This is a genomic window from Paraburkholderia sp. D15 (assembly GCF_029910215.1).
Classification (GTDB): Bacteria; Pseudomonadota; Gammaproteobacteria; order Burkholderiales; family Burkholderiaceae; genus Paraburkholderia.
Genome location: NZ_CP110396.1, coordinates 2,516,244 through 2,528,929, shown reverse-complemented (window position 1 = coordinate 2,528,929; position 12,686 = coordinate 2,516,244). Strand labels below are relative to the sequence as shown.

General features: G+C 65.9%; 12 protein-coding genes. 2 read left to right on the top strand and 10 right to left on the bottom strand.

All coding sequences use genetic code 11. The features are described 5' to 3' along the window. Positions 1-84: 84 nt before the first annotated feature. The 3 genes from cpaB to LFL96_RS31050 all read right to left on the bottom strand — a co-directional run bounded on the left by cpaB (position 85) and on the right by LFL96_RS31050 (position 1,877). Positions 85-924 carry a Flp pilus assembly protein CpaB gene (gene cpaB / locus LFL96_RS31060; protein WP_281001718.1) on the bottom strand — a complete coding sequence of 280 codons (840 nt, stop codon included), beginning with the start codon at positions 922-924 and terminating at the stop codon, positions 85-87. A 36-nt stretch (positions 925-960) separates the two neighbouring features. Further along, positions 961-1,506 carry a prepilin peptidase gene (locus tag LFL96_RS31055; RefSeq protein ID WP_281001717.1) on the bottom strand — a complete coding sequence of 182 codons (546 nt, stop codon included), beginning with the start codon at positions 1,504-1,506 and terminating at the stop codon, positions 961-963. Positions 1,507-1,691: 185 nt separating this feature from the next. Beyond that, a complete protein-coding gene (locus tag LFL96_RS31050; RefSeq protein WP_281001716.1) occupies positions 1,692-1,877 on the bottom strand; it encodes a Flp family type IVb pilin in 186 nt (61 codons plus the stop codon). A gap of 1,044 nt (positions 1,878-2,921) precedes the next feature. On the opposite strand from LFL96_RS31050, the gene LFL96_RS31045 reads away from it, so the two are divergent. Further along, positions 2,922-3,350: a GFA family protein gene (locus tag LFL96_RS31045; RefSeq protein WP_281001715.1), complete on the top strand. Its 429-nt coding sequence runs from the start codon at positions 2,922-2,924 to the stop codon at positions 3,348-3,350. Positions 3,351-3,463: 113 nt separating this feature from the next. Here the strand turns inward: LFL96_RS31045 and LFL96_RS31040 are convergent, their stop codons facing one another. After that, a complete protein-coding gene (locus LFL96_RS31040) occupies positions 3,464-5,086 on the bottom strand; it encodes a methyl-accepting chemotaxis protein (protein ID WP_281001714.1) in 1,623 nt (540 codons plus the stop codon). Between the two features lie 423 nt (positions 5,087-5,509). On the opposite strand from LFL96_RS31040, the gene LFL96_RS31035 reads away from it, so the two are divergent. Continuing rightward, positions 5,510-6,637: a GAF domain-containing protein gene (locus tag LFL96_RS31035; RefSeq protein ID WP_281001713.1), complete on the top strand. Its 1,128-nt coding sequence runs from the start codon at positions 5,510-5,512 to the stop codon at positions 6,635-6,637. Between the two features lie 119 nt (positions 6,638-6,756). On the opposite strand, the gene LFL96_RS31030 is transcribed toward LFL96_RS31035, so the two are convergent. From LFL96_RS31030 to LFL96_RS31005, 6 genes are all read right to left on the bottom strand, one after another. Continuing rightward, positions 6,757-7,752: an alpha/beta fold hydrolase gene (locus tag LFL96_RS31030; protein ID WP_281001712.1), complete on the bottom strand. Its 996-nt coding sequence runs from the start codon at positions 7,750-7,752 to the stop codon at positions 6,757-6,759. Between the two features lie 149 nt (positions 7,753-7,901). After that, on the bottom strand, positions 7,902-8,864 hold the full coding sequence (locus tag LFL96_RS31025; RefSeq protein ID WP_281001711.1) for a fatty acid desaturase family protein: 963 nt from the start codon (positions 8,862-8,864) through the stop codon (positions 7,902-7,904). Continuing rightward, entirely contained in the window at positions 8,857-9,519 is a 663-nt protein-coding gene (locus tag LFL96_RS31020; RefSeq protein WP_281001710.1) for a phosphatase PAP2 family protein, read from the bottom strand. Before LFL96_RS31020 ends, LFL96_RS31025 begins: the two co-directional genes overlap by 8 nt. Then, positions 9,516-10,661 (bottom strand): hypothetical protein, encoded by a 1,146-nt coding sequence (locus tag LFL96_RS31015; protein WP_281001709.1) that lies wholly within the window; start codon positions 10,659-10,661, stop codon positions 9,516-9,518. Before LFL96_RS31015 ends, LFL96_RS31020 begins: the two co-directional genes overlap by 4 nt. Further along, a complete protein-coding gene (locus LFL96_RS31010) occupies positions 10,658-11,416 on the bottom strand; it encodes a hypothetical protein (RefSeq protein WP_281001708.1) in 759 nt (252 codons plus the stop codon). Before LFL96_RS31010 ends, LFL96_RS31015 begins: the two co-directional genes overlap by 4 nt. Next, a complete protein-coding gene (locus LFL96_RS31005) occupies positions 11,413-12,492 on the bottom strand; it encodes a hypothetical protein (RefSeq protein WP_281001707.1) in 1,080 nt (359 codons plus the stop codon). The genes LFL96_RS31010 and LFL96_RS31005 overlap by 4 nt, the downstream gene beginning before the upstream one ends. Positions 12,493-12,686: the final 194 nt, after the last annotated feature.

The window sequence follows — 12,686 nt, the reverse complement described above, 5'->3', positions numbered from 1 at the left end:
GCCGCGTGTTTCGCGTGAGACCGGATACGCCTGGTTGCGCGTCGGGTCGTCTCCACGCTCGCGGCCGCGAGCTACGACTACCCCTCAAAAACATTCCTGTCTCGCGTCGGCGCCGTCGAGCACCCGCACGCAGTTGCCCGGCGCGCGCACCGCCACCTTGCGCACGATGCGCACCGGCTTCGCCTCGGACGCCGGCAGCGCGACCGGCACGACCGGCGTCTTCAGCAGCGAGGATTTGGTCGCGCCGGCGGTGTCGATCGCCTGCGGATCGATCTGGTTGCGCAACACCAGCGAGAGCGTGCCGATGCTGCGCGCAAGGTCGATCTTCTCGGCCTGTTCCGGCGACACTTCGAGCGTCACGGCGTCGACCACCTTCGGCGTGGTTTCATCGCGGCCCACCTGCTGCGCGACCGCGAGGACGAGAATTTTTTCGAGCACGATCTTCGAGATGTTCTGGTCGTGCTGCGTGCCCGGCGCGCTGCCATCCTTCTGCGTATTCACGATGATGTCGACGTAGTTGCCGGGCAACGCGAAACCCGCCACGCCGATCACGTCGTTCACGCGTACCGTGATCGCGCGCTTGCCTTCGCCGATCACGGCCGAGAGGCCGCCGAGCGTCCCGATCGGCGTGAGCTTCGTGTCGAGCACCGGCTCGCCGTGCAGCAGACTTTCCTTCAGCACGCGGCCGTCGAGCTTCTGGATGTCGGTGTACGCGCCGGGCGGCACGCTGTCCGACGGCCAGTCGGCGAGCTTCAGATAGTCCGGGCCGACCCGCTGGCCGAGACTGATGTCGGTGGCGGCCACCACGACCTTGATGGTGGCGTTCGACGACTGCGTGACCATCCAGCGCGACGCGAACACCACGGCGGCGAGGCCGGCCAGCGTCGCGATCAGCAGCATCGTTACAGCGCGCGCGTTTTTCATTTTCAACCCCCGATTGATTGACCCACCCGGCACGCGTCACACGCTGGCGAACAACACGAGCGCGCTGCCTACTGCAATGGCCACGCCGTACGGCATGGTCCCGACCGCGCTGTTGCTCGCGGCGTTGCCGGTGCGCGGCGTAGCGCCGTCTCCGGACGCCGCGCAGTCGGCCAGCAGGGCCGCCATCTGGTTCAGGCCGGCGCGCATCCGACGCCGTTTCAGCAAAATCACGATCGACGCGAGCGCGCCGAGCACACAGGTCGCCAGACCGATTTCGAACGCGCCGTAAGCGCCGCAGAAGGCGCCGATCGCCGCCATCAGCTTGACGTCGCCCGCGCCCATCAGGCGCATGACGTAGCCGGGCAGGAAGATCGCACCGCCCGTCAGCAGGCCGCCGAGCCACATCGTCAACGCGTCGATTCCGCCGTGCGGGGCGTGCGTGTACCACTGCACCGGAATCGCCACGAGTAATCCTGTTGCCACCAGCCAGTTAGGAATCCGGCGGGTTTGCAGATCCCACACTGCCGCCAGCAGCGCCAGCGCGATCACGCAGGGTCCAACTGGAAAAGGAACGCCATTCATCGCCAGCTCCGTCGCAAGGATCGAGTTGCCCTTCTCTGGTGGAGTCGTGTCCGAGTTTCGCGTGTTTCGCGTGAGTCCTGCCGGGCCCGGCGCGGGGCCGTCGCTACCCTGTCACGAAGGACCATCGGGACAGGGTGGGCGATCGGCCGGGCGCCGCGCGCGGTGGCTCGACGCCGAGGCTTGACTTACGCGGCCGGGTTGGCCACGCCGGCGAGCGAGGTCGACACGTAACCGAACACCGTTTTCAGATTGGTGCCGATCAGTTTGGTGGCGGCGATGATCGCCACGGCAATCAAGCCGGCCAGCAGGCCGTATTCGATCGCTGCCACACCGTCTTCGTCGCGCAGAAATTGCTGGATCGTGCTCTTCATGCTAACCCCCGTAAGAGTGAAAGTTGACTGCGGTTGGTGCCCCCGCGGCGGCCTGAAATCAGGCTCGCCGAAGCGGCGTTCAGGTCCGTTCATCGAACGGAAAAAAGTGGCGGGGTCAGCGCTTTACGTCGTCACGATCGCGAGTGGCCGATAACGCGTATCGAACGCTCGCTTCGTTGTTCATTGACATCCGTTGTTCGTTGGCCCCGCCGCACCTCGTAAAACGCGTTGAATTCCCCGAACGCGACTTACGAAGACTTTGCTGCTGCCGGTGGGTCGACTCTCTGTGCCTGTTTGAATCCCGCCGGCCGCAGCGCTGTTCTGCTGTGTGATCGACTTATTGCAACGGCTGTGCCATGTGGGCGCAAAGCCTTGCCGGGTAAGGCCCGGGGATTTTTTGGCGAGGGTGGGAGCAGCGGCGAAACGAGCGATGCCTCGAAAATGAGACATCGTTTGGCGGGGCGGGACGTGCGTTTGAATGATGCGCGGTGCATGGCCGAAGCCAGCAAGAATTAGCGTGCGCATTGACTGGCAATGGTTTGACGAATGTTCCGGTCAAATCTGCGTGCTCTGGACCCGGCAGAGCAGCTTTTACCCGGTGCGGACCGGTTTGTCGCAAAGTTGAGACGACGCGGGATGCGGGGGTTGCCTGAAGGCCGTGACGCAAACGGTTACGCGTTGCGCGGTTGTGTGCGGTGGCCCGCACTGCGCGATTGACGGGGGCTGAATGAATCGGCGTGGGTGCCGGGTGGGTTCGCGAGCGTGGCGCGTGGCGCAAAAAAATTTTTCGCGATGAAGGCGGGACGATTGCGATCGGGGCCGTCGCGCGAATCGCGAGGCAGGCCGCGCGTCTTCGGAGAGTGAGCGCCTATCGCGAACGCATTCGTGATGCGCACATGGCCCGGAGAAAACAGCGATTTCTACGTGAGGCGGGATAGTGAAAACCCGAGCAAGACCGCGGCGTGTCCGGTTTCATTCAATGCTGCACGCGTGAACGCGGCAAGCACGCGCCGCTATACTGCCGACGCACAACCCGGAGACACGATGAGCGTACCCAACACGTTGCAATGCCTGTGCGGCACGGTCGAATTGAGCATGCGCGGCGCGCCCGCCGCGAGAGCGAACTGCCACTGCCGTTCGTGCCGCGATTTCTATGGCACGTCGGTGTGGTCCGCTACCGCGTGGGCAGCCGATCAGGTGACGATCTCGCGCGGCAGCGTATCGGCTTTCAAGCATCCGGCCAAACGGTTGACGCGCCACTTCTGCACCGTCTGCGGCGAAACGATGTTCGGCACGAACCGGCTCGGCATGCGGGTACTTCCGAACAGTCTGGTCGCGCGAGCTTGCGGCGGTGAGTTGCCCGACGCCTTGAAGCCGACCATGCATCTGTTCTATCGGCACCGGCTACTCGACGTGCAGGACGCGTTGCCCAAGTATCTCGATGGATGGGACGGACCCACCGCGGCGCTCTGACTCGCGTTGAACGCGCCCGAGGCTTCACGCATCAAGTCGAAGCGGCGGCCCGACTACTGCTTCGACCCGCCGCCTCAAGTCACTTCGTCAACCTACTGCTCTAGTCCACTGCTTCAACCCGCCATTTCCAGCGTGCCCGGCGCATGCCGGTGGTCCGCCGCCCATCCCGCCGACGACGCGTGCGCCCCGCCGTTGCGCAGCCTGAACACCGAGGTCGCCTGCTTCAGATTGCCCGCCTGTTCTTCCAGCGACTGCGCGGCGGCCGCCGCCTGCTCGACGAGCGCGGCGTTCTGCTGCGTGACTTCGTCCATCTGCGAGACGGCCTGATTGACCTGTTCGATGCCGCGGCTCTGTTCCTCGGACGCCGCCGCGATCTCGTTGACGATATCCGACACGCGCTTGATCGCCTGCTTCACCTGCCCCATCGTCTCGCCGACGCCGGCCGCCTGCCGCGAGCCGCCGTCGATGATCGCCACCGACGACGTGATCAACTCCTTGATCTCCTTCGCCGCCGACGCCGAGCGCTGCGCGAGGCTGCGCACTTCGCTCGCCACCACCGCGAAACCGCGTCCCTGCTCGCCCGCGCGCGCCGCTTCCACCGCCGCGTTCAGCGCGAGGATGTTGGTCTGGAACGCGATCCCCTCGATCACGCCGGTGATCTCCGAAATCTTGCTCGAACTGCCGCTGATCTGTTCGATGGTGCCGACCATCGCGCGCACCGCGTCGTCGCCGGTATCGGCAAGACCGGTCGCGCTGGTCGCGAGGCCGCTCGCCTGACGCGCGTTGTCGGCGTTCTGCCGCACGGTCTCGGTCAGCTCCGTCATGCTCGCGGCGGTTTCCTCCAGCGAGGCGGCCTGCTCCTCGGTACGCGCCGACAGATCCAGATTGCCCGCGGCGATCTCGCGCGACGCCACCGTCACCGATTCCGTCGATGCCTGAATGCCGCGCACCGTCTGCGTGATCTGCCGGTCCATCGTGCCGAGCGCTTGCAGCAGTTGCCCGAACTCGCCCTTCACGTCCAGCACGATGCGGTTGTCCAGATTGCCGGCCGCGATTTCGTTGGCCACGCCGATCGCACGATTCAGCGGGCCGCCGATCGCGCGCAGCAGATAAAGCGAGGTGCCCGCCACTACCGCGACGCCGGCCACCACCAGCGCGATCGCGATCATCAACGCGCTCTTCGCGGTCGACTCGCTATCGGTATTGAACTGCTGCGCCTGGGTGTTGTTGATCTTGATGTCCTCGCCAACCGACGCGAGCAAGGTGTCCGACAGCGCCGCCTGATCGTTGACCGGTTTGACCGCGCCATCGTAATTACCAGCGGACAGCAGACCGACGGCCTGGTCGGTCAGATCCTTCAGTTGCGGCAGGCCACCGTTGATCCTGTCGGCCACCGCGCGCTCGTCGGCGGCGCTGATGCGGGCCGGATAGTAATCGGACCACGCAGCGGTCATCGTTTCCACGTCGGCGCGAATGCCGTCGACCGCTTGCTGCGTGGTCGCGGCGTCACGGAACACCTGGATGCGCCGCAGCTTCAGCCGGATGCGCAACTGGGCGGCCTGGAACTTCGTCAGGTCGAGAATCGGCACCGTCACGCCGTTGTACGAATCGCTCACGTTCGACTTCAGTTGCGAAATCGCGGAAACGCTAAAAATGCTGATCGCGGCCATGAGGACCAGACAGCCCCCCATCGCCAGCAAAATCTTGAACCGGATAGTCTGGAAAAAATCCTGCATGTAAATCCCCTTTGTCCCTTTAGCCGCCGCATCGAACTGCTCATTCACCCGCTATTCATCCGCCTGGTGACCTGCTTAACGGCGTTATACGGCGCATCTTAAGTGGAGGATTTCCATATTTTCCACTTTGCAAGGGATTAAAAAGGGATCGTAGGGGAATCGAAGGAAACGTGCGAAGATGCGCGTTGACTGGTAGAAAGGTCTGTCTACCGGGCTTTAGCGTGCTTTGGGCAAAAAAATGCCGGCTTGGCGCCGGCATGTAATTCTTTCGCAGTCGGGGTACCACGAAAGAGCTTGTTCAAAAAGAACCGGTTTAGAGTGTATCACCAATTTCCATTTTTGCCATATTGCTCAGGTTTGGTGCGTTCTTGTCGATAGCCAGAGAATCGCCTATCGTGGCAAGCACTTAAAATTCATACCAATATGGACGATCCCATCATCACCACCCGCGCGGCCGCCAGGATGCTCGGCGTGTCGATCCGAACCGCGCAGGTGTGGATCGAACAGAACGCGATCGAGTCGTGGAAAACACCCGGCGGCCATCGGCGCGTGCGGCGCAGCGCCGTGACCGAACTGATGGGCCGCCTCAAGCGGCACACCGCGCAGCCGTCCACCTTCGTCGTGATCCATGCGTCCGAACACCGGCTCGGCCACTATTGCGACGTGCTCGCGGCCACGCCGGAATGCGCGGTGGTGGCCGACAGCGACGCCTATGCCGCGCTGTTGTCGATCGGCGTGCTGATGCCGTCGATCGTGATCGTCGAACTCAACCGGATGGACCGCGACCGTCTGACGATGATCCGGCGCATCGGTCAGCATCCGGCGCTCGGTCATACGCGCCTGCTCGTGCTCGGTCAGGCAGGCGCTGGCCGTCTCGCGGAAGAAGCCGGTCTCGGCGAGCGCCTGCATGTGCTGGAGGCGGACGAGTCCGGCACGCAGTTGCAGGAACGCGTGCGGGCGCTGCTCGGCGAGGTGGACGGCGCGGTGGACATCACACCGGCGCAGCCGGGCTCGACTGACGGCACAGCCGGGTTTCCCGCTCCGGCGAACGAAGCGTTGCGCCTGCAGGCGGTAGCGGCGACAGGTCTTGTCGATACGCTCGAAGAAGACGCGTTCGACGAAATCACGAAACTCGCCGCGCAACTCTTCCACACGCCGATCTCCTTGCTCACGCTCCTGACGCCGGAGCGGCAATGGTTCAAATCGCACTTCGGACTGGCGCGCGAAGAGACGCCGCGTTCATGGGCGTTCTGCAATTTCACGATTCTGGATAACGAAGTGTTCGTGGTCGAGGACGCGAGCGCGGACTCGCGCTTCGCGCGCAATCCACTCGTGACCGGCGAGCCGCATATGCGTTTCTATGCGGGCATTCCGGTCCGTGACGTGCAGGGTTATCCGCTTGGCTCGTTGTGCGTGATCGACCGCACGCCGCGACAGTTCGACGCCGCGCAGAAAAGCGCGCTCGCCACGCTCGGCGACCTCGTATCGGACCGGATCAATCTGCGCATCCGGGAGCGGCAGTTGCGCTGGGCGCAGAACAAGGCGCATTGAGGCGGGTTGGCCTGCGCGTCGACTTGCGCGCTGCGCTCGCGCGTCTCGCGGCGGGTTGGTGTGTCCGTTGCGCGCTAACCAACCGGCTGCGTGCGCAAGGTTTCGACCGCTGCTCGAATCTACCGCCGCACGAAGCGCGCGATCACATCGACGACCGGCTCCGCCAACGGTAAATCCGGATTGCCGTACGTCGCGATGTTCTCGTTCCGATCGGCCGTATCGACGGTCTTCAATACGTGATTGACGTTTTCCAGCAGCGCCAGTTGCGCACGTGGATCGGCCTGCTTCAGACGCTCGGCGTCGGCGCGCCCGACCTGAAGGTCGCGCAAACCCTGCACGATCAACACGGGCTTCGCGTAGTTCGCCAGCAACGCAGCCGGATCGAGCGAGAGCTCACTGATCAGAAACCGCTGCACTGGCGGGCCGAACAACGGCAGCAACGCCGGGTCGATCCGCGCGGCCGGCACGGTCTGGCCGGATTCGAGCGTGGCCAGTACCGACATCGCGTTGTCCAGAATCGGCGCGTTGGCAGGGTTCGCCTTCAATTGATCGCGCAGCACCTGCGCGAGCGGACGGCCCGCCGTCGCGACCAGAATCAGCCCGCAGATCGCCGACGTATCGCGCGATGCCGCCGCGAGCGCGACCAGCCCACCCTCGCTATGCCCCAGCACCCACACGCACGACGCACCCGTTGTCTCGCGAATGCGGGCGACCCACGTGTGCACGTCGTTCGCGTAGTCGTCGATGCCGACGTCGTTCGCATCCGGAATCGCCGCTGCGCTGCCGAACATGCCGCGCTTGTCGATCCGCACGCTGGCGATGCCGTGACTCGCCAGCCCCTGTGCAAGCAGTCGATACATCGACGTATGCACGAGTGGACCGTCGCCGTTGCGGTCGGTCGGACCCGAGCCGGGCACGATCAGGACCACGGGCGCCTGGACACCTTGCTCGCCGTGTACGCCTTGCACACTTTGCGCATCTTGCGCGGCGGGTACAAGCAGCGTGCCACGCAATGGGCCATGCGGCCCCGGCGCGTCGATTTCCCTTTGAACGAACGGCGCGGATGCAGCCGTTTGAATGACGGCGGCCAAGGCGACAGCAGCAAGCAAGGCCATGCTTCTCGACTCCCTGAGTTGGACGCGCGCCGGGTCGGTGTGTCGCGCGGACGGCGCATCTCGACACGTTACATGACGGCGCGTCGAGACGCTTTTGGTCGTCACGTCGGCCGCGTGTCAGGCCGACACGCCCGCGAGGTCAATCACGCTCATTCCGCTCTGCGTCCGCCGCTCACCGCCTTCAACACGCTGAAATAGCTGGTGTACAGATTACCCGTCGGCAACAGCCTCTGCGCCGACAACCGCGCATGCACGACACCGAGGTTATAGAACGGCATCCGCACGTAAAGATGATGTTCGATGTGATAGTGAATGCCATGCGGCCCGAACATAAACGTCTGCCACGACGGCCGCACGATGGTTCTCGCGTTCAGGCTCTGATCGGCGCCCGCGGGCAGCCCGGCATGTTCGAGAATCGCGCGGATGCGTCCCATCAGCGGCAGCAGCGTGATCGCCGGCAGCAGCCACAGCCCCACATAGAGCAGCGGATGTCCACCTAGCGCGAGCGCGGCGAACAGCAGTCCATTGCTCGCGAGCATCGAGATCGCTTCCCACGCGATATAGGCGGGCGTTTTTGCGGCCTTCGGCAACATCCCGCGAAACTCGCCGCGCGCGACACGCCATGCGCCGACGAAGTACGACACGCCGCAGACATCCGCGAGCAGGCGCCGCACGAGGCAGGCACGCGACACCGGATAGTCGGCGATACCGAACACGGCCGCGACGGGGTCATCGTCCTCCATCGGCGCGCGATGATGTTTGATGTGACCCGCGCGGTAAGTGGCGAGCGACAGGAACAGCGGGCCGGCCGCCAGCGCCTGGCCGAGCGCGTCGTTCAGGAGCCGGTTGCGCAGCAGCGTGCCGTGCGCGCTTTCGTGCATCATCACCGCGAGCGCCAGTTGAGTGCGCGCGATCACGATCGCGGCAAGCGAATACACCAGCGGATGCGGCCATGTCGCGGCGAGCGCCAGGCACGCGCCGATCAACGCCCAGTCGGCGGCGAGCGGCAGCAGCGCGCGCCAGGGTTTGAGCACGAACAACGCGGCGTCGGGCGCGAAGCGGTTCAATGCGGCGTTGCCGCCGGCACGGGAGGCGTCGCTATCGCTACGCATTGCCACGCACCGCCGGCGCGCCGCGCCACTTCGTCACCACGACGCCGCACATCAGCGACAGCAGCGCGCCGCCGGTCACGTCGACGAGCGTGTGCTGCTTGATCGTCAACGTCGACAGACAGATCAGCGTGCCGACACACGCGGCAATCCATTTGAAGCGCGAGCGCCACAGCATCCAGCAGCCGAGACACGTCAGCGCGACATGCAGACTCGGAAAGCCGTTGGTCGGCAGATCGAGTCCCCACAACCGGCCAATGCGTTGCCGCAGAAACAGGTTGTGGATCAGCGCCGGATCGGGCCGCGGCACGGTCTCGGTGAACAGCGCGAAACACACGAGCGCCGCGACGAACGCCAGCGACGCCGCCGCCTTGAACAAACGGAAATCTTCCGCCGATGCATACGCGGCCGCGACCACCACGAACGGAAAGAACAGCACGTACACGCACCACGACCAGGGGAGGAATGGAATCGCGTCGTCGGCGAAGGTGGCGAAGTGATAACGCGGCGTGACGATCCGTTCGGCCGCGACGAAGAGGACCAGACCCAGCCCCATGCCGAGCAAGGTCAGCAGCGCCTGCCGATAATCCGGCCGGCCGAGCGCCTGATCGAGTCTGTCGAGTCCGTCGAACCCGCGGTCTGGTTTTGTTCCTGTCATGCCGGACCTGTGCGGTTGGTTCGCGCGCCCGTCGCGCAGAGCGCGAGCAGCCGCTCGATCCAGGCGTCGACGCGCGCCTGCGCGCGTTGCCGGCACACGGCGCCGCACGCGTGCGCGGCATCGGCGTGGGCATCGGCATGCGCCAGTTCATACGAAGCGTCGGCGACCTGCCGGCGGAAATCGCCGGCATCGCCGCGCCAGGTCACGACCCGATGCAGCAAGCCCAGATGCCGTGCGCGCTCCGCGTTGCTCGCCTGCTCCGGCTGATCGGTCAGCACCAGCATGATCGGCCGCCGGTACACCTGGGCGATGGCGAGCGCGGCCATCCCCGGCGCCGACACGATCAGCCGTGCCTGCGCGGCGCAACTCGCCCAGTCCGGATCGACGCCCTGCCATCCTGCACGATCGGTATAGCCTTCGCCCACGCAGTGCGACGACAGACCCGCATCGTCGAGACCGGCGCGCAGCGCGTCGGCGAGACTGGCGTCGCGGAAGTGCGGGTTCAGATACACGGCGGCATCGTAGGTGCGCTCGGCGGATGGCGGCGCGGCGAGCGCGACCGGCGTCGGCAGTTGAAAGCGCAACGTGTCCGCCGCGTCGCGGGCCTCATAGGCGAAATCGTGTTCGATGCACGAGCGCGCCGCATCGATCTGCCACGCGACGATGCGCGCGAACGCGCGGCCCAGCACGCGCGGCAACACGCCGTCGAAATTGCCGAGCAGCGCGGTCTTCAGGCTCGCGCCGTACACGTGCAGGATCTTGCGCCGCCAGCCGGGCAGCATGCCCATGAACAGCAGTGCCGGATGAAACGAATCGTTGACCAGCAGATCGGCATTGCGCGCGACGAGTTGCAGACGGCCGATGTCGCGCAGCATCCGCGTGGGCCGGAACACGTAATGCGCGACGTTGCGATTGGTCGCGCCGCGCAGCATGTTCTGCCGCTCGTCGAACTGCACCGCGTAGTGTTGCGACAGGATCGGCGCGTCGATGCCGAAGCTCGCCAGAAAGCGCCGCCCCGCGTCCGACGTGGTCAGCACCTCGACCTGCGCGCCGGCCTTGCGCAGCGCGTGCACGAGAAGTTGCGCGCGCATCAGATGGCCGCGCGCGTCGGCGGTCGCGACGTAAATGATGTGAGGCGTCATGACGTCGCGTGTCCCATCGCGTTGTCGTGCCGACGCGCGACCGGCCGGTACAGACGGCTCGCGAGGTAGATCGCGAGCGCGCCGGTCAGCGCGAAACGGGCTTCGATCGCGCGGATCTCGCGCATCATCGCGGCAAGCGCCGCGGCTTCGCCGGCCGACACCATGCGCCGCAGCGTGGCCTCGCACAGTCGCACGTGACGGCGCTCGTCGGCGAGCACCGAGGCGAACATCGGCTGCAACGGATGACCGCCGCCGAGCACGTCGCAGTGACGCGTCAGCACGCGCGTCGCCATCTGCTCGGCGCACAGACCCGTCGCGTAGACCGGCACCAGCACGCCCTGCGCGAAGCGCGACGCGTAGCGGCGCGCGAGCCGTTCCCACGCGGCGATCTTGTGGCGGCTCAGCCAGTCCGGTGCGAGACGGTTGCCGGCGTCGTCGACGTTATCGCCGGCTTCACGCAGCGCGTCGACGAAGAGCGCCACGTGACGCTGTTCGTCCGCGAGGTGCTGGTGCAACTGACGGCTCAACCATGCCGGCGACTGCGGCAGCAACTCTTCCTGAAGCGCGCGTTCGGTGGCGTCCTCGGCGGCGAGGTACATGCGCAGCACCAGCCGTTCACCGCGCGGGCTCGCATGCAACCGGCGCAACGCCCGGCGTTTGATGCGATCGACCATCCATGCGCGGCACGCGGCGATGCCGCGCGGCGCGGGCGGCGCGAGGCACGCAAACATCCCACCGCGATCGACCGCACTCAAGCCGGCGCTCCTGCGGCGCGCTTGTTCACGCGCGCGGCCGACGCGGTGCGCTCCTCGGCATCGCGCCGCCACGCGAGAATCAACCCGATGAAACTGTCCTGCATGAACGCACGCCCCGACGCGACCGCGCCGTCGAAGGCTTCCTCGCGGCCATTCAGGCGCACGAAGCCCTTGCCGTTCGCGACGCCGAAAGCGAGCGTGTCGTGTTTGTCGAAGCCGCGCCGGCGCACGTCCTGCAACACCGGGCTCGCCTCCAGCCCGAACAGGAACAGCTCGCGCTTGACCGCCCATGCGGGAATCTGGCTGCTCAACGCCTCGACCTCCACGCTCCAGTTGCCGCGATCGAGCACCTGGTTCAGATCGGCGTCGCCGGCTTGATCGGAACTGAAGTGGGCGCGCGCCACCGATTTCGCCACCTGGCCGACGCCGAGCGCGATCGTGATTTCGTTGGTATCAGCATTGGCATGAGCGCCGTTCGCACCGGCCGCACGCACCTCCACCAGTTCGCGCGCCACGCGCGAGACGAGCGACGGATGCGCGAGCAGATCGCGCGCCTGTTCCGGCGTGAACACGACGCGCGTCGCCGCGCCCTCACGCACGACGACGCGGTACGGGTCCATCCTCACATCGGAGAACTTGCCGCGCACGGGCGCGTGCACATAAATGTCCGGGCTCCATCTGTCGCCCGAACGGCGCAGCAGCACCTGCACGCTCACGGGCACGCGCCGGCCGTTCGCCGCCACGCCGCTGCCTTGCAGCAGCACGTCGCCGATCAGCGTCCTGCTCGCGGGCGCGGCGTCGGTGGACAGCAGGATCGTGTGCGCGGCCGGATCGACGACGGCGTGCGCGTCCTGCGCATCGAGCGCAACGCGATTGCAGTCCGCGCTGGCCTGAGCGCCGGCATCGGTGCCGCCCTTACCGCCCGTGAGGTCGAACGGACAGCCGCTCGCCGATGCGAAGTTGAACACGCCACGTCCGTTGAAATCGACAGGTGCGGCATGGACGGTCGTGCTCAACAGCAGAAGCGCAATGCCGGTCGCGCGGAAGCCGAACGCGCGCAGAAAGATATCGTTCATGGTTTCGAAGGAAGAATCCGTGGTGAGCGAAGCAACGAAAAACCGAAGAAGCAAAGCGGCGGCGAGATCGGCGCGAACGCGCGACAGCGGCAGGAGAAACCGATGACGCCGGAACGCGAACGAAAGCCCGAGCCCACGTATCCGGCCAGGCCTGAGAAGCGGGCGCTACCCGCGCATCTCCCGCGCCCGCGATC